The sequence below is a fragment of the Alkalihalobacillus phoenicis genome (genome assembly GCF_047302405.1).
Classification (GTDB): domain Bacteria; phylum Bacillota; class Bacilli; order Bacillales; family Bacillaceae_D; genus Alkalihalobacillus.
The window spans coordinates 1,676,931-1,694,770 of record NZ_CP154853.1 but is presented as its reverse complement, the minus strand read 5'-3'; the positions used below and the strand labels follow the sequence as shown (position 1 = coordinate 1,694,770).

Genomic DNA, 17,840 nt, shown 5'->3' with positions numbered 1-17,840 from the left:
TAATTAAAATAGGGATAATATATCTAAATTAATTATACAATGCACATCTATATAAATTTACCACAAGTGCTCACTTTTTTCAATGATTCTCTCACACAATACTGGTTAACAAAATACAGATTTATGTCCATATTCTCCTAAAAAAAAGATTCGAGAAGTTTTAACTTCTCGAATCTTTTTTTATTTAAGAGCTTTTAAGGTAGCCCCGTCCACTCCAAATGAAGGAGCAGCTGCGTTAGTTTCCTTTTAAAAAGTAAACTAAAGATTGATAATCTCCACTACGTTCGGCTTTATTTGAGTTTACACCATTAAATTCAATTGATAAAGGTAAGCCTCTATACATTAATTCATCCCCATGAAAGGATTGCTCTGTCCCCTCGATTGTATAAAGGATGTCATCATCAAGACCTTTTAAGCTTAGTATTTGTTGTTTTTTTGAATTTGGAGTAGTCAGAACTTTATAATAACCGACTAATGCTTCCTTTTTATCCTTTGAAACAATCATCCACGCTGTTTCATTTTCTTCAAATGGACTTTGAAGGCGATAAAAATCGCCATCCCTAACTAGGCTTCGATATGTTTTATAATGTTTAATTTGATCTTTAATGATGCTTCTTTCTTCTTCATTCAATTCAAGTGGATTAAGTTCATATCCAAATGTGCCAAAATAAGCGGTGTTTGCTCTTGTCTCTAATGAAGTTGTTCGTAATGTTTGATGATTCGGTGAGGCCGAAACATGTGAACCCATACTATAAATTGGATAGACAAGAGATGTCCCATATTGAATTTTAAGTCTTTCTACCGCATCTGTGTTATCACTTGTCCAAGCTTGTGGAGCATAATAGAACATTCCAGGGTCAAAACGTCCTCCTCCGCCTGCACATGACTCAAACAAAACATTCGGAAATTCATTCGTTAGCTTTTCATATAAGGCGTAGACTCCTAAAATGTAGCGGTGGAAAAACTCACCTTGCTGATCGATTTTCAATGCGGCCGAAAAAGCATCTGTTATATTTCGGTTCATGTCCCATTTAATATAAGATAATTTCGTTTTTATAATGATATCTTTCATTTTTTCAAAAAGATATTGAACAACCTCTTCTCTCGAGAAATCAAGGACCAGTTGATTGCGACCGAATGTTAAGTGTTCTCCTTGTCTCCCTATAACCCACTCAGGGTGGGATTGGTACAACTGGCTACTAGGATTAATCATTTCAGGTTCAAACCAAAGACCGAATTGCATCCCTAAATCGGTTACTTTTTTCGCAAGTACTTGTAAGCCATTAGGAAGCTTTTCCTTATCTTCATACCAATCACCTAGAGAAGAGGTATCATCGTTCCGTTTGCCAAACCATCCATCATCTAAAACAAATAGTTCAATGCCTAGTTCACTTGCACTTTCTGCGATCCCAACTAATTTCTCTTCATCAAAATCAAAATAGGTGGCTTCCCAGTTGTTAATTAGAATGGGTCGTTCCACTTTTTTCCATAGATCTCTTATTAAGTGATCGCGATAAAGATTATGAAACGATTGACTCATCCCATTCAATCCCTCATCCGAATAGACCATAACGACTTCCGGAGCTTGGAAACATTCATTGGTGGCTAATTTCCATCTAAATTGATGTGGATGAATACCAACCATCACTCGTGCTACTTCGTAATGATCGACCTCCACTTGGGCGAGAAAGTTGCTACTATAGACAAAATTAAATCCGTATACCTCATCTTCATGCTCGGTTGTCGTTTTACGTTTGAGAGCCATAAATGGATTATGATGATGAGAGCTTGCTCCTCGAATACTGGCAATCGATTGGATACCTTGTCTCAAATCATGTGCTTCGATATGTCTTTCCCTTGACCAAGTCCCTGCTAAATGAACCATTTTATAATCTGAATCAGGGAAATCAATAGACGAGCTCATTAATTTTTTTATATAAAGGTTGTCTGTACTCACATTTTCTACTTTCACGCTTCTTGTGATAACTGGATGGTTCAAAAAAATCGTATACGATAAATAAAGATTTGTCTGAATGTCCTCATCAACTAGCTGAATCGTTAATGTACTCGCCTCTTTTTCATTGGCATACGTTGCAGGTAAGCCATTGAATTTTGGTTTTCCAAGTGATACTTCAAAACCCTTATAAACGAAGCCATTTCCGATTCGCCCATCTGTTGTTTCTAGTTCAATAGCTGCATCACGAAAATCACCTTTACCGTATACTGGATATTCATGATTCACTGTTTCGAGCGAGAAAGCAGGATCATCTTGGTAAAAATGACAGCTCGCCGCCGTTGGTATATCGATTCTTATAAAATGGGAAAAATCATCCCGGTTCTTCATTGCCTTCCCAAAATATAAATGTCCAAGACTTCCATTTTTTAAAACATTAAAAATATAACTGATCTTTCCGTTTGTTAAATGAAATTGTTTGTTTTTTTCGTTAACAAAAATATTCATATAAAAAACTCCTATCTATGGTCCTTAAATATTTTCATGATTAGAGCGGTGAGATGATAAATTCAAATTCTTTATCTTCATTTGCCTTAATTAAATGTTCCTCATGCACCGGTGCTCCCCAACTATCATCTCCTCCGACTCCCATTTGCTTCCCAGCTACTGTGATGACGGTATAATGGATAGGAGGAAGTTCATAGATATGCTGAGCATTCTCTAGTTCAAAAGCTGTATAAGGAGAGAAGTTGCACTCTAATGGCTCGCCAGTCGATGCGATTTTTATTCCTTCCCCTTCTTCGTTCGTTAGCTCCACCCACCGAACATCTGTACGATTGTCTGATTCTTGTGGTCTTACATAACCAGTAATATTCTCGCCAACTTGCGTTTTAAAGCGGCCTAATCTAGCACCATTACTTCGGTCAGAATAATTTTCTTCTGGTCCTTTCGCATACCACTCTAATTGATTGTAATCGGCAGATGTTTTGAATGATAAGGAATAGATAGGCATTTGCGGTAAATGATCCGCACCACGGTAGTTGAATTTCACTTTCACTTTCCCATCCTGTCTAACGGTGTACTCCACTTTCACTTCAATATCGCTATTAATTGATAATTGATATAAGAAAGCGACTTTTATACCATTTGGTTCTTCCTGTATATTGACCCCTACACATTTACGGTTAAGGCTAGCGGTTAACCAAGCTCCTGAATGATAAGTTTGGGCATATCCTCGGTCATTATCAGTTGTCGCCCTCCAAAATAGCGGACTAGGAGGTTGCTCGATCATTTCTTTCCCTGCATAATTTAGCGAAATTAAACTCCCTACTTGTTTAGAGAAAATAGCAGAGAAGTCTCTTCCATGTACTCCGATATTGACATCTCCTTCTATGAGACGTAACGGATTGTTTTGTTCCATTGGTGGCTCACTTAGCTTTTGGTCCACCGTAAAAATAAATTGACCAAAGGCTATTTCATGTTGAACTGCGGCCCATTTTGTTTCATTCTTTAAACGTAAAGAGACTAGGATGTTATATTCACCTGATTCATCCATTATCTCAGATGGCCAATTAAACTCTTGTCTCCCTTCTGTTAAAGGAGGGACAGAAACCAAAAGGTTATGACGGTAAATTTCTAACCCTTCGCGATACAATATATACTCAAAATCATAAATAAATGTATTCGTGAATAAAAGATCATTCACAATCGTTACTCCTGTTTGATCAGGGAGCAATTTGATCGGCTGATATAAAAATTTGACTTCTTGCATTTTAGCCGATAATTCACGGTTTGCGTAAACGATACCATTTGTACAAAATTCATAATCGGTTGGTCGATCGCCAAAATCTCCACCATAGGCTAAAAACTCTTGGCCATATCGATCTTTCTTTATAAGTGCTTGATCGATATAGTCCCAAATGAAGCCACCTTGGTACATAGGATACTTATCTACCAGTTCCATATATTTATCCATACCGCCTAGTGAATTCCCCATCGCATGCATATATTCACAACTTATAAAAGGTTTTTGGGGGTCTTCATTCAAATATTTTTCAATATCCTTTGGTTTCGCATACATTCGACTTTCCATGTCACTCGTTTCATCAAATTCACGATTGTGGAAGACGCCTTCATAATGAACAAGACGACTTGGATCAACCTGTTTAAAATACTTTGAAACACTTAAAATCACTTCACCTGCATACGATTCATTTCCACATGACCAGATTAAAATAGAGGGATGATTTTTATCTCTTTCAAACATGGAAACGGCACGATCCAACACAATATCATGCCATTCTGGAAGATTACCAGGAATATTCCATGAAGGTTCAACGGCCCCCATTTTCTGCCATGATCCATGAGTCTCTAAATTCATTTCATCCATCACATAAAGCCCATATTCATCACAAAGCTCATACCATAGGGTTTGGTTAGGGTAATGGGCCGTTCTCACAGCATTAATATTATTTTGTTTTAAGTTTTTAATATCCCAAATCATATCTTCCTTCGTAATCGCACGACCAGTTCGACAATTAAATTCATGGCGATTCACTCCATTAAATACGATTCGTTTCCCATTGATCAGCATCATTTTATCAACGAGTTCAAATCTTCTAAATCCGACACTTTGTGGAATGACCTCTACTAGTTCACCAGATTCATTAAATACTTGAATATAGAGTTTATATAAATACGGATTTTCTGCACTCCATAAATGAGGTTCCTTTAAGGTCATCAAAAAGGAATGATTTTTGTCTATAAAATCCCCCTTTTGAGTTAATATAAGTTTTTGCTCAGCATCATATAATTCAAATTGTAAGGAAATGTCTCTATCAAAAGCGTTTAAAAAATTAAGGTCAATTTGGAGTTCCCCTAACGTCAAAGACTGATCTAAATCAGCTCGAACATGAAGATCTTGAACATGAAGAGCTGGAACGGTATAAAGATAGACCTCTCTAAAAATACCTGAAAATCTCCAGAAATCTTGGTCCTCTAACCAAGAACCTGTACTACGTTGATAAACCTCAACAGAGAGCTTGTTGTCTCCTTCTTTTAGATAAGGAGTCAGCTCAAATTCAGCTGGTGTAAAGGAGTCTTCACTATACCCGACAAATTCCCCATTCAACCAAACAAAGAAAGCTGATTCTACTCCTTGAAAAGAGATATAGACCGGTTTTTTCTTCATTTGGCTAGGAACCGTAAAATATTTTACATAGTTACCAACTGGATTATGATCGGTTGGTATATGTGGAGGACGAATGTCATGAAGCCCATCCCACGGGTACATCGTATTGACATATTGTGGACTTCCATATCCCTGTAATTGAATATGTCCTGGTACTTTAATATGACTCCAACTCGTACAATCAAAGTCTTCCTCATAGAATTTTTCTGGTCTAAGTGCGGCATTTTTTGAATAACTAAATTTCCAATTTCCATTTAATGAAAAACGCATATTCATAGCTGCTTTTACTTTCGCTTCTTCCATTGTCTTATAATACAAATGATCCGAATGGGCAGGGATTCGATTCACGGCAAACACAGATGGATCTGATAACCAATTTATCGTTGGTTTTATTGACATCATTTTTATACACTCCTTCTTTAACAAATCAATGATGAATTATCTTTTGCTCTTTCCTTATTTCACAGAACCCATCATTCCTTCAACAAAATGTTTTTGCATTAAAAAGAAGATGATTGCTGCAGGTAAAGTAGCAATGACAATGGCTAACATTATAACGCCATAGTCTGGTGTATAACTTGAACCTAAATTAGAAATAAGTAAAGGTAATGTTTGATTTTCTGGTGATTGTAACACGACTAACGGCCATAAATAGTTATTCCAGCTGGCCATAAACGTAATAATAGCCGCTGCGGCATACGTTGTTTTCATTGTAGGGATATAAATTTTGAAAAAGAGTCCAAGTTCACTTACCCCATCCATTCTTCCTGCCTCTAGTATCTCTTTTGGAAACATTTTAGTACTTTGCCGAAAGAAAAAGATGAGAAAAGCCGTTGTTATCGTCGGTAAAACGACAGCTGTTAATGTATCAATTCCCATAAATGGAGCCGTCTGAGAAATGGAGCCAAACATTCTAAATAGTGGTACCATCAGGGCAGCGAAAGGAATCATCATCGAAAGCAACAAAATATTAAACACAATATCCTTCGCTTTACTTTTATAAATTTCAAATCCGTATCCAGCTAACGAACCGATTAACAAGGCTAACACTGTAGTAGATACAGAGATTTTAGCCGAATTTATAAGGGCTGGAACTAAGTCAACGGTACTTAATAAATGACGAAAGTTCTCAATTAAATGCGTCCCTGGTAAAAACGTACCTCTTGTGACATCAACAGATTTATTTGTTGCACTAATAACCATCCATAAAAACGGAAAAACGGAAATAATGGTTGCGATACTTAAGATCACATAACAAATGATCCGATTGACTTTACTCATTTTTATCACCTGCCACTTTAAACTGAATTATCGAGAAAAAGACAATCATGATAAGGATTGCATAAGAAACCGTTGCTGCATATCCAAAATCTGGTGTGTACTTAAAGGAAAGATTATAAATATATTGAGAAATTGTTAGAGTTGAATTACCTGGTCCTCCACCTGTAATATTCATTACTTCATCAAATAATTGGAGTGTTCCAATGGTGGACATAATAGAAGTAAACAAAATAATCGGTTTTAATAATGGAACGGTTATTTTAAAAAATTGTTGAATAGGTGTTGCCCCATCAATTTTCGCCGCCTCATAAATAGAAGGGTCAATATTTTGTAAAGAGGATAGATAAAAGATCATATTATAACCTGTCCATCTCCAAGTAATCGCAATGATAATCGCTATCTTTGCCCAAAAAGGATCAGTAAGCCATTCAATTGGTGCTGAAATAATCGATGTCTTTAAAAGCATCATATTAATCATACCGTCTGCCCCAAATAAATATTTAAACACAACGGAATAGGCAACTAGTGATGTTACAGCTGGTAAAAAGATAGCTGTTCTGAAAAATCCTTTAAATTTCAAAGTTTTTTCATTGAGCATAACGGAAAAAACAAGTGCTAATAAAATCATTAATGGTACTTGAATAATCAAATAAATGACGGTATTAAAAACCGCTACTTTAAATGTCGGGTCTTGTAGTAATCGTTTATAGTTATCCAAACCTACAAAGGTTAAATTATTGCCACTCCCTGTTTGAAAAGAAAGGATGAGTGCTTGTATCATTGGATAAAAATAAAACCAACAAATCATAAATGTAGCTAAACCAATAAATCCCCAACCAGCAAATGCCGCTTTAGACTGAACACCTTTTTTCGACTTAAGTTTAAGAAAAGGACGTTCTATGTTTGGCTTCTTTGAAATCATCTCTCTCACTCCTTACTAAAAAAATAGATGCCCCAAAAAACTCGACTAAATTTGTAGATAGTTGAGAGTTCTAGAGGCACCCAATTAAGAGTATTTAATATCGTTACTGTACTTGAACCTCTGCTTGCTTCTGAGCGTCTAATAATGCATCTTCTACACTTTTACCTTTTAAGTAGTTTTGCATCTCAACAACTAAGATGTCTTCAATCGCATACGTATGCAAGCCATAATTTACTTGTGGAATTTGTTCCGTCCATGTAGAGAAATCGGAAACAATCGTTTGACCTCCAAAATACTCATCTTCTGCTTGATAAGCATCACCTTCTGTTGCTGGCATATACGTACCAATTGCTCCAATTTCGGTCACTAGATTTTGATATAAGTCAGTATTTGAACCGAATGTTTTCGCTAAAAAATTTACGGCACTTTCTTTCCCTTCCACATCAAGGACATACCAAGAACTTCCTCCCAAGTTAGAAGCATTTACAGCTCCTTCAATACCCGGAAGAGTTGGAAATGGAACGACGGCCCAATCACCTGATTGTGAATCTTCCGCTTTAATTGACGCGGTAATCCAGTTGCCCGTTGGAACGGATGCGACACTACCATTATTAAATTCAGCTAAAAACTGACTCCAATCTGATACCGGTTTCACAATATCTGCATCTAAAATTGCTTTATATACTTCAAAAGCCTTCTGAAGTGCTTCGTTGTCAGCTAAGTAAGGTGTAACACCATCTTCTTCCACATACCAAGAACCACTTGACTGAATCATCATCCGAATTTGGCCTAAATCATTTGGATCGAGCGTTAGCATCGCCTTTCCAGTTGCTTCTTTCACGTCCTTGCCAATTTCAATGAATGTATCCCAATCAATATTGGTTATATCCTCAACTGTGTATCCAGCTTCTTCTAAATAATCTGTGCGCACATACAGTCCCGCAACTCCCGTATCAAATGGCAAACCAAAGTTTTTATTCTCGATACTTGTTGGCGCCAGTTTGTATGGAGCAAAATCTTCTACATTAAATGTACCAGTAATTTCATGAAAGGAATCTGGGTACGCTTGCAAGAAACTTTGAGCACGATAATCTTCTATTAACACAATGTTTGGAAGACCTCTTGTAGTTCCTGAACTTAATGATGTATTTAATTTTTGAATAATGTCATCTTGTGCGTTTTCAATAACTGTAACAGTTAGATCTGGATTTTCACTTGCATAATACTCTTTGGCTATTTCCATTGCTTTAATATTAAAATTAGGATCCCAAGTCCAAACAGTAATTTCGTCCGCCTCCGTAGAACCTTCTACCGATTCATCTGCTCCACCAGATGAACAAGCTGATAATAGTAAAAAACTGACTAATAGAAAAGCTAACATTTTCTTCATTGTAGTTCCCCCTTGTCTTTTCTTTTGTAAGCACTTTCTTCTTACAAATTTATCTTATCACCCGTCCACTTTTATCAGTTAGGACAATTTTTAATAAAATTTGGATTATCTTTGGTGATTGTATTCGCTTTCAAAAAGGGCGTTTGTATTTTTTTTAGATTTTAGTATTATTTTGTGTAAAGAGTGGATATCTTAAGTGCTGTTTTTTCAGAAATTCCAATCAGTCGATAGAAAATCTTATTTATAGAAGTGGTACTCATGACTTGGAAAACCCCTCTGCTTTTTCTTGTTGAAATATCAGATGTGGGTACTTGGATTTGTTTACTTGCATTAAACTTTCTTTTCTTTCAAGTAATTTACATACATACTGTACGTATGTTAAAATCAAGAAACAAGATAAAGGAGTGTGATTTTAATGGCCGTGACTGGATTCTACCCTGTAATTCTTACCGATGATGTATCTCGAACTGTAGATTTTTATAAGGATCACTTTAAGTTTGAAGCTGTGTTTGAAATTGATTGGTATGTGAGCTTGAAGTTGGATTCTTTTGAGCTAGCCGTGCTTCATAACTGTCATCAGACAGTGCCAATGGACATTCGGCAAAAGGTTACGAGTGGTCTGATTTTGAATCTTGAAGTTAAAGACGTTGATGTTCTTTACCAGCGCTTAATTCATGAGCAATATTTGCCCATCGTACTCGATATACGGGATGAAGATTTCGGTCAGCGTCATTTCATTACCTCTGACCCGAACGGAATACTAATCGATGTCATTCAAGAAATCCCACCATCCATTGAATTCCAAAAACATTTTAAGAATACACTGTCATGAGCAGTTACACTCCTTTAAAAAACTACTTTGATGCTGATTTAGCACAATTTCTCGCGGAGCAAATCTCTCCTGTGTATTCAGGATTTGCTCGTGATTCTTTTATAGAAAGAGTGAATGATTTAGTCGAAGGATTGGAACTGAAAGATAGGGTAGCTGTCATCTCTAAAGAATTGCATCGAGCCCTCTCCTTGCCTTATATTGATGCAATAAGGATATTGAAACAAATTCTTGGTCCAGAAAACGAAACGGAAAAAGGAATGTTCACCAATGGTTATTTTTTAATGCCAATTGCGTATTATGTCGAAGTGTATGGACTGAATGACTTTGAAGAGTCGATGTACGTTTTGTATGAAATAACGAAACGTCATACGTCCGAATATGCAATTCGCCCTTTTTTACTACGTTATGAACGTCCAGTATTAGAGAAACTAAGTGTATGGGCACACGATGAGAATGCACACGTCCGTCGACTTGTTAGTGAGGGAACTCGTCCTCGCCTGCCTTGGGCAAAACGAATCAATGTGCTCAGTAGTGATCCGTTTGTGAACCTTTCTTTACTCGAGCCATTAATCAACGATCACTCCAAATATGTTCAAAAATCTGTTGGAAACCACTTGAATGACTTATCAAAAATGTATAAAGAGGAAACAATTGAATGGATGAAAAAGATGCATAAACTGCATGGGAGCAAGATTAATTGGACCTTGAGGCATGGACTACGGTCATTGATAAAAGCCAATGACAATAATGCTCTTAAATTTATGCAGAGGGTTGGTGAATAACAAATGAAGAAGACAAAAGCAGAAGCGGAGGAAACTGCACAATTACTCCTCCACACGGCGAAACGACATTTTGCAAAACATGGGTATGCCAAAACAGCACTTGAAGATATTGTGAATGATTCAGCTTTGACACGAGGGGCATTATATCATCATTATAAAAATAAAAAGGGAATTTTCTACGCTGCTGTTGAATCCATTCAAAAGAAAATTGCTCAAAATATCAAGCAACAGGCAAGCATGAGTTCAGATCAATGGGAACAGCTATCTCTTGGATGTAGAACGTTTATCACATCTGCCGTTGATCCTGATCATAAACAAATTATTCTCATTGATGGTCCTGCGGTCATTGGTTGGAGTCATTGGCGACAATTAGATGCCAACCACTCCATGAGCCTTCTATACAGTCAGCTTGAACAAATGCAGAAGAACGGTTGTTTTTCGTCTCTTTCAGTAGAATCACTAGCCCACTCTTTATCAGGAGCTATGAATGAAAGTGCCTTATGGATTGCTGAGCATGGTTCCAGCGATTCACTTGATGAAGCGATGCGTGTGCTGGATGTCTATTTCGAAGGGTTAAAACAAACGAAATAACATATGATCTTAGTTTTTATACGTGAGGAATATTGTGCTTAGCTTGAATCTCACGTTTATAATCTATATAGCCTTGGTCAAAATTCGGATTTATATTTTCAAATTTACTCATGAGTTGACCCCATTTTTTATATTGAAACTTAAAAATGTTATTTCTCACGGCCGGATCATTTTGTATGAAGGTAATCAGACTGTCTTCGTTATCAACATCCAAATGGACCTGCAAATATGACATCACCTTGATTGAATCGTTTTTGTACGTAAACAGCATGTTCAGGCATATGGGGCTGATCAGGTAACCTTATATTTTCTAACCAATTATCTCCCCTTGAAAAAAGCCTATTTCCTGTACGTTAAGGAAATAGGCTTTTAGTTTAATTATTAATTTACGGTATAGGAATTAAACACCAGGTCCACCTGCAAATTTAAAAATACAGATATACCCAGAACTTGTAGCTGTTCCTGTCGAACCTGGTGGCTAGCAGCTGGAGGCTAATATAACAACATTATAAAGGTAACATAATTACATCGTGTTACCTTTATTGAGTGATATGTCCTTCTCAGCTTTCCTACTTGTTTCTTTGTAAGGTAACTTAATTTAAATGAGTAACACTATTTGTGAATTTTATGAATTTGTATTGTTCGCTATATTCAAGGAGATGAATTCCAGTATCCCCTGTTTTGAAGAATATATTATGATTTACAGGTAATTGAAGAAAACTTTCAATTAATCTTGAGATCATTCCCCCATGAGTTACAATAGCTATTCTTTTGTATTGATTACTATTTTTTAGGATATAAGATAGAATATGTTCTCCTCTAGCTCTAAACTCGATTTTTGATTCTCCGTATTCTCCCCATTTGTCATGTGGTAACAACCAAGAAGGAAATGGGACTTCGTCTAGAGGTTTTCCGGCTATGTTTCCGTTGTCATGTTCTCGGAGCTCTGCGGTAAATTCTATTGGACAGCTAATAACATTAGCTAATATTTCAGCTGTTTGTTTAGCCCTTATCATGGTACTTGACCAAATGAAATCTGGTGAGAACTCTTGTTTTACTCGGTTTGCCATCTTTTCCGCTTGATTAATTCCATTTTCAGTCAATGGGAAATCGGCACTTCCCTCATGTACATTTAGTATATCTGCTTCTGATTCCCCATGTCTGATTAGTAGTATTTCCATGTTATTTATCCCCCTATTGTAATATCAATATCTAAATTATAGATATTATGAAATTCAGAAAAAATCATACCACATATATACTATAATAAGAATTAATACCACTCTTGTTATAAGAGGTTAACATACAGTCCTATTGGTAGTATCCAAGAAAGCAAGAATTTTTCGTTTTGGGGTAATTCTGAATTCTTAAGTTAATGGGCATGGTGTACTGTGCCAACATTTCAGCAAGAATCATGCTAATAAAATAAATACCAAAAGTAATTCTTTATATATAGATAGAATTAGCTTTCTAAAGGCTTTAAACTAGGTGACTGTTCTTTTTGTTCTACTTAGTTTGGAAGTAGTAAGGAGCCACTAAGCCTTTTTCTAATAAACTTTGAACGCCATTAGGAAAGTAAAACATAATTTTTTCAGCTTCCTTCATGTTTATCCAAGCAATATCAGTAATTTCATCTTGGTCTTGAATAGATATTTCTCCACCGACTATTCTAGCTACAAAGGTGAAGATTACAGCATGCGTACATAGGGAAAATTTCTTATTAATAGCAAATATAACTTTAATTTCAACTGTTAACCCAGTTTCTTCAAATGTCTCACGGATAACTGCTTGTTCCAATGTTTCTCCACTTTCTCTTGCTCCTCCTGGAAGGCTCCATTCACTACCATTTTCACGTTTGTTTCCAACCATAAGAATTTTTTCATTTGTATCATCATAAATAAGCACATATAAGGGTAGCGTCAGGAAAATGCGGATTTACAACGATAAGGAAATTCCAAATTAAAAAGCCCAACTTCTCTACAAATCAAAATAGAGAAATTGAGCTTTTCAGTTACTTCATTTATTTATTGAATTCATTAACTCGAAGAAGTATTCAGGTTTATGAGTCTTATTTAGGTTATACCATGAATGTAATGCATCTGGTGTAAATACATCTATTTTTTTCAGTACCTCCATTGCAAATTCCAGAGGAGCTATTCCTGATGCAGTAACTAAATTCGCATCAGATACCGCAGATTCCAACTCATAGAACTTTTCTCCTTTATAGTTAGGACATACCATTTTAGTATATTCTAAGTTATTACTTGTATGCTTTCTAGTATCTAAGTATCCCATATTCGCGAGGCCCTCAGTTGCACCACAAATTGCAGCAACAATAGTGCCAAGCTTTAAAGCTTGTCCAATTCTTTCCAAGATAGGTTGATGAATTTCTTCACTCCAAGTAGCCCCTCCTGGTAAAATTAAAAGATCCTTACTCTCAAGAGTACATTCATCAAGGGAAATATCTGGTTTTATGCTCAGTCCTCCCATAGTAGTAATCATTTCTTTATTAGCTCCTACTGTAATTACTTTTAAAGGTGCTAAATCTTTTTTGAAATATCTTCCTGAGTTTAGTTCAGCAATTAAATATCCATATTCCCAGTCCGACATTGTATTAAATACATATAGAAAAACTTTTTTTGTTTGCATCCATTAACACTCCAATCACAATTGATATAGCCAACTATAACATTAATTCCCTGACACCTAGCGTCAGGGAATTAATCAAATTTGATAAAATTTTATTAATTCCGACAAAACCTCAATCATTCTTTTCTTAAGGCTGATTGGCTCAATAACTCGAATAGATTTACCGTACGTTAAAAGTAAATAAGGTACATATGCGTTTATCATATCTTTCTCAAGAAGAAATACTGCTTCATTTGAAGTCCACTCTTGTAAATAATGTCCTAAAAACCAATGTTGGCAAAGATCATCCAATACACTTTTATCCCCATTAATAACCAAAGAAATAATCCCTTCCTTATCTTCTATAGTTGGAAGAAGATTTTTCATAAAAAAGTCACGTGCTGAAAAATTCTCTGGCCGGTAAAACTTATTTTCGGTTAGCATTAGACTTTCAATTCGATCTACTCTAAAACTACGGATAGCATTCCTAAGATGACAAAATCCAATCACATACCACTTATTATTCCAATAGATAATTTTGTACGGATCGACCAATCTATAATTTAATTGCTTTTCGCCACTTTTATGGTAAAGAATTTTTACAGAGTACCCATCAGCTACGGCCTGCTCCAACTCCTTCAAAAAAGGTTCCATAGAGAGTGAACTTAATCGACTTATTACTTCAAGACTAGTTAAATGTTGGTTTATCTTTGTTTCCTGCTCTTGATTTGAGTATTTACTTAGTTTTGAAATGGCCCTATTTAGTGCTTCACCTCCATAATATCCGGCTTCTTCTGCAAAAACAGCAGCGTGAAATAGTGAAGTTTGCTCCTCAAAATCAAAAAAAAGAGGAGCCTCAATAAAATTGTTCAATAAAGTGTATCCACCGTTATGTCCTGGTTCTGAAATTATAGGTACGCCACTTGTTGAAATTGTATCAATATAACGATACACAGTCCTTATATTCATCTCTAACTTTTCTGAAATTTGTTTTGCAGTAATTTTTTCACCTGAACGAAGCATCCATAGAATTGCTAACATATTGTCAATTTTAGGCATATAATTCCACCTCTATATGAAATTTATTTTCTATTATATATTGCCGATTTTTGGTATAACTCATCAACTGTTCCTTTCCGATAGCTTTCTATATAATGAGGCCCTAGACACATTTGTAATTTCACAAATTTGATTTACAGTCATATCAAACATTCATACATTATATATCGAAACAAATCGGTTCCAGTCCATCTTCGCTTAGTCTTTATCCTCAAAGAGAAAATACACTTTGGGATCATTTGAAAGAAATTCGAAGTGAATACGACTTTGTAACTTTTACTCTAATGGGGCGAGTTGAAAAAACTTTATTTATTTTAGATTATATTTCTAGTGAAACGTTACGGCGGCGCATTCAAAAGGGATTAAATAAAGAGGAAGCCATGAATGCCTTAGCAAGAGCTATCTTCTTTGGAAAACATGGTGAACTTCGAGAGCGTGCACTGTAAGACCAATTACAGCGTGCTAGTGCATTAAATCTTATCATAAATGAATTAGCATTTGGAAGACAGTCTATTTATCCCGAGCGATTGAGCACATGAAAGAAGTAGGAAAACATCAGGAGTCTTTACTTGCTCATATTTCACCTTTAGGTTGGGAGCATATAAATTTCTTAGGTCAATATAAATTCGATACTAACAGTTCTCATTCTATTCAATCATTACGCCCCCTTAGAACATAAATAAAATCCTTGATTTTCTGCTTAGCGTAGACAAATCAAGGGTTTTTCTTTCAAAATCTTTCTTAGCGTATAATTCCCGCGTTTTGTCGGCAGGACCCCAAAGAGAAATTTCAACAGTGGAAAAATAACTACAGTAAATATGTATTACTAAAATTATTAGTGTACATGAGCAAATTTACCCGGCTTTTTCCTGGAATCCCCCAAGAGTTAATGGTATTTTATGTTAAAATAATAAAGAACTCTTAAACTAACTATTCAGGATTTATGTAACAAGTTAGATGGACAGTTATAGTAAATTCACCGGATAAAAAGGGGGAGGAAATTATTTTTACTTTAATTGCATTTTCTACTTTAATTCTAGCAATAGTGTCGACTTTTCTCGCTACTCGAGGTAAGTATCAATTTTACTGGTTTTCAGCCATTGGAATTTATATTTTCAGTTTTATAGCTGGGTTTTCGATAGGGCAAATAACAGTTGGTTTAACCTTCATACCATTAACTTTAGCGATTGGATATTCTTTTGGTTGGATACAAAGCAAAACACATAGCATTATTTTTCTTTGTTTCGGTATTCTAGTTGGATTCCTAATGGTTTTTTATTTAGATGATGCTTGGTTGTTTTATCCATTACTCCAGCTATTCAATTAATGAAGCATTAGTTTAAGAAGGAGAGAAATATAAGTGAAAAGGAGCTGTCTCAAAAGGTTATGAAAGTGCTTTTTGAGTACAGCCTCATCGATATTATCTAAGCTGTTATGGCAGCTTCTGCATTTTTTCAACAGGTAGCTCAATTCTTACTTTTGTCCCTTTCCCTATTTCACTAGAAATGGATACGCCGTACGAAGGTCCATAATGAAGCTGTATCCGTTCATCGACATTCCTTATTCCTATGCCTGTAAAGCGACCGTGCTTTCTTTTCGATATCGGGAGTTCGTCGCTTTCGTCGAGGTTCATACCATCCCCATTATCAATCACTTCACATATTAAATATGGTCCTTGGTTCCAGACGAATACTTTTATAGAACCCTCTGGCTTAAGATTGAATCCATGAAAAAAAGCATTTTCAATAAAGGGTTGCAAGATTAATTTTGGAATCTTATACTCTTCAGTATCCTTTGCGATAAAATAACTGACAGCAATGCGATTCCCATAGCGCTTTTGATTGATCAGAACATAATCCTTTAAGGTCTCAATTTCCTGAGTTATTGTAACGGTTTCACTTCCATTTCCAATTGTATTTTGGAGAAGTGAGATAAAAGCATTCATCATATCTTCCGCCTCTTTTTTACTTCCATGCTTCACTAAAAATTTAATAGATGTAAGTGTGTTGTACAGAAAATGCGGATTGATTTGTTGCTGAAGCGCAGCTAGTTCTGCATGTCTTATTTGTTTCTGAGAATCAACAAGCTGATCGACATAATCATGAAGCTCATCTAACATGGAGTTAAAGGCCAGTCCCAGTTCCTTTGTTTCATATGTCCCTTTTACGGATACATATTGATCAAAATTATGTTTTCCAGCATTTGAAATTTCTTTCACAAGAGTTGATAAAGCATTCGTTAATTTCTTTGACATCAGGAAAACTAAAATGATGGCAACTAAAATGATGACCATAAAAATAACGGTCATTTCTTTTGTATTAATCAATCCACTCACTGCAATTTCTTGATCAATAACATTTAAAATATACAAGTCGAATGATTCTAAGTACTCTCCAACAAAGATTTGCTCTTTTCCTAAGAACTCGTTAATAACATATCTATCTTCACTTCCTTTAAGAGCTGTCGCATATTCTTTTAGTGCCGGATCGCGTTTTCCAATTAAATTTCCTCGATTACTGGACACGATTCTTCCAGTTGAATCAATAACAAAAATATCGTTACCTGGACTCGTATAGTTGGAATAAAACCTCCGAAACTCTTCCTCTTGAATCGCAAAATACATGATTCCATACACTTCCTCAGAAGGACGATCTACTAAAGCACGCGTTGCGATTACATATGGACTAAGCTCTTCGGAAATTGAGCGCTGATCATATTGATAAGTTAGCCTCCTAAGATGATCCAACGTATTATTAGTCAAATGACTGTCCCTTAGCTCTTCATCAGAAATTGGCCAGTATGCCCTGTTTGTTGAAAAGCTAATATCATTGATTCCGGTAACCATTATGCTAACATCATAAGCATCAAGATTAGGCTCTGTACGTCTAACTAACTGTTTCAGATCAAAATAACTCTTCATTTTTTCTAGGTTTGTTTGCTCTTCTGTAAGAATCGTTTTTAATGCTCCACTTTGTGCTAAATTATTTGAGGCCATGATGATCGAATAATGAAAGGCTTCAAAACTATCAGTAACTTGATCTAATACTTTTGCATTCGTAATACTAAATTTATCAATAAAAAATTGTTCAGACATACGAAGTGTTGTCAACGTTGTTACCGTAGCAACTGAAATGATGCTAACAACCGTTAAAGAGAACAAAATTAAAAATAAGCTATTATGTTTAAGACGATAGTTTTTGTTTTTCATTTT

At 35.7% G+C, this 17,840-nt stretch carries 13 protein-coding genes and 3 pseudogenes; 5 read left to right on the top strand and 11 right to left on the bottom strand.

Annotated elements, in window-relative coordinates:
- Positions 1–235 precede the first annotated feature (235 nt).
- The 5 genes from AA0017_RS08030 to AA0017_RS08010 all read right to left on the bottom strand — a co-directional run bounded on the left by AA0017_RS08030 (position 236) and on the right by AA0017_RS08010 (position 8,737).
- Complete coding sequence (locus AA0017_RS08030; RefSeq protein ID WP_413380747.1) at positions 236–2,461, bottom strand: alpha-galactosidase; 2,226 nt, start codon at positions 2,459–2,461, stop codon at positions 236–238.
- Between the two features lie 40 nt (positions 2,462–2,501).
- A complete protein-coding gene (locus AA0017_RS08025; RefSeq protein ID WP_413382476.1) occupies positions 2,502–5,543 on the bottom strand; it encodes a glycoside hydrolase family 2 TIM barrel-domain containing protein in 3,042 nt (1,013 codons plus the stop codon).
- Positions 5,544–5,600: 57 nt separating this feature from the next.
- Positions 5,601–6,425: a carbohydrate ABC transporter permease gene (locus AA0017_RS08020; protein ID WP_413380745.1), complete on the bottom strand. Its 825-nt coding sequence runs from the start codon at positions 6,423–6,425 to the stop codon at positions 5,601–5,603.
- On the bottom strand, positions 6,418–7,347 hold the full coding sequence (locus AA0017_RS08015) for a carbohydrate ABC transporter permease (RefSeq protein WP_413380743.1): 930 nt from the start codon (positions 7,345–7,347) through the stop codon (positions 6,418–6,420). Before AA0017_RS08015 ends, AA0017_RS08020 begins: the two co-directional genes overlap by 8 nt.
- A gap of 103 nt (positions 7,348–7,450) precedes the next feature.
- Positions 7,451–8,737: an ABC transporter substrate-binding protein gene (locus AA0017_RS08010; protein WP_413380741.1), complete on the bottom strand. Its 1,287-nt coding sequence runs from the start codon at positions 8,735–8,737 to the stop codon at positions 7,451–7,453.
- 415 nt (positions 8,738–9,152) lie between these two features.
- Here AA0017_RS08010 and AA0017_RS08005 point away from each other — a divergent pair, with 415 nt between their 5' ends.
- Genes AA0017_RS08005 through AA0017_RS07995 form a run of 3 tightly spaced genes read left to right on the top strand, consistent with a single transcriptional unit; the run spans position 9,153 to position 10,942 of the window.
- Complete coding sequence (locus AA0017_RS08005; protein ID WP_413380739.1) at positions 9,153–9,569, top strand: VOC family protein; 417 nt, start codon at positions 9,153–9,155, stop codon at positions 9,567–9,569.
- Complete coding sequence (locus tag AA0017_RS08000) at positions 9,566–10,351, top strand: DNA alkylation repair protein (protein WP_413380737.1); 786 nt, start codon at positions 9,566–9,568, stop codon at positions 10,349–10,351. The genes AA0017_RS08005 and AA0017_RS08000 overlap by 4 nt, the downstream gene beginning before the upstream one ends.
- A gap of 3 nt (positions 10,352–10,354) precedes the next feature.
- Positions 10,355–10,942 carry a TetR family transcriptional regulator gene (locus AA0017_RS07995; protein WP_413380735.1) on the top strand — a complete coding sequence of 196 codons (588 nt, stop codon included), beginning with the start codon at positions 10,355–10,357 and terminating at the stop codon, positions 10,940–10,942.
- 593 nt (positions 10,943–11,535) lie between these two features.
- Here AA0017_RS07995 and AA0017_RS07990 read toward each other — a convergent pair.
- The 5 genes and pseudogenes from AA0017_RS07990 to AA0017_RS07970 form a co-directional block, all read right to left on the bottom strand.
- Positions 11,536–12,123: a histidine phosphatase family protein gene (locus tag AA0017_RS07990; RefSeq protein ID WP_413380733.1), complete on the bottom strand. Its 588-nt coding sequence runs from the start codon at positions 12,121–12,123 to the stop codon at positions 11,536–11,538.
- A 325-nt stretch (positions 12,124–12,448) separates the two neighbouring features.
- Positions 12,449–12,847, bottom strand: coding sequence for an NUDIX hydrolase (locus tag AA0017_RS07985; RefSeq protein WP_413380731.1), 399 nt, complete (start codon positions 12,845–12,847; stop codon positions 12,449–12,451).
- Between the two features lie 111 nt (positions 12,848–12,958).
- Positions 12,959–13,591: a type 1 glutamine amidotransferase family protein gene (locus tag AA0017_RS07980; protein WP_413380729.1), complete on the bottom strand. Its 633-nt coding sequence runs from the start codon at positions 13,589–13,591 to the stop codon at positions 12,959–12,961.
- Positions 13,592–13,666: 75 nt separating this feature from the next.
- Positions 13,667–14,629: a helix-turn-helix transcriptional regulator gene (locus tag AA0017_RS07975; RefSeq protein WP_413380727.1), complete on the bottom strand. Its 963-nt coding sequence runs from the start codon at positions 14,627–14,629 to the stop codon at positions 13,667–13,669.
- Between the two features lie 63 nt (positions 14,630–14,692).
- Positions 14,693–14,776 (bottom strand): annotated as a pseudogene (locus AA0017_RS07970) (helix-turn-helix domain-containing protein); the annotation flags it as partial.
- Between the two features lie 8 nt (positions 14,777–14,784).
- Here AA0017_RS07970 and AA0017_RS07965 point away from each other — a divergent pair.
- Together AA0017_RS07965 and AA0017_RS07960 are read left to right on the top strand one after the other, a co-directional pair.
- A pseudogene (locus tag AA0017_RS07965) lies at positions 14,785–14,856 on the top strand (hypothetical protein); the annotation flags it as partial.
- Between the two features lie 57 nt (positions 14,857–14,913).
- Positions 14,914–15,308: pseudogene (locus tag AA0017_RS07960) on the top strand (Tn3 family transposase); the annotation flags it as partial.
- Positions 15,309–16,061: 753 nt separating this feature from the next.
- On the opposite strand, the gene AA0017_RS07955 reads toward AA0017_RS07960, so the two are convergent.
- The gene (locus tag AA0017_RS07955) at positions 16,062–17,837 is read right to left on the bottom strand and encodes a sensor histidine kinase (RefSeq protein ID WP_413380725.1); all 1,776 of its coding nucleotides are present in this window, start codon (positions 17,835–17,837) and stop codon (positions 16,062–16,064) included.
- Positions 17,838–17,840 lie beyond the last annotated feature (3 nt).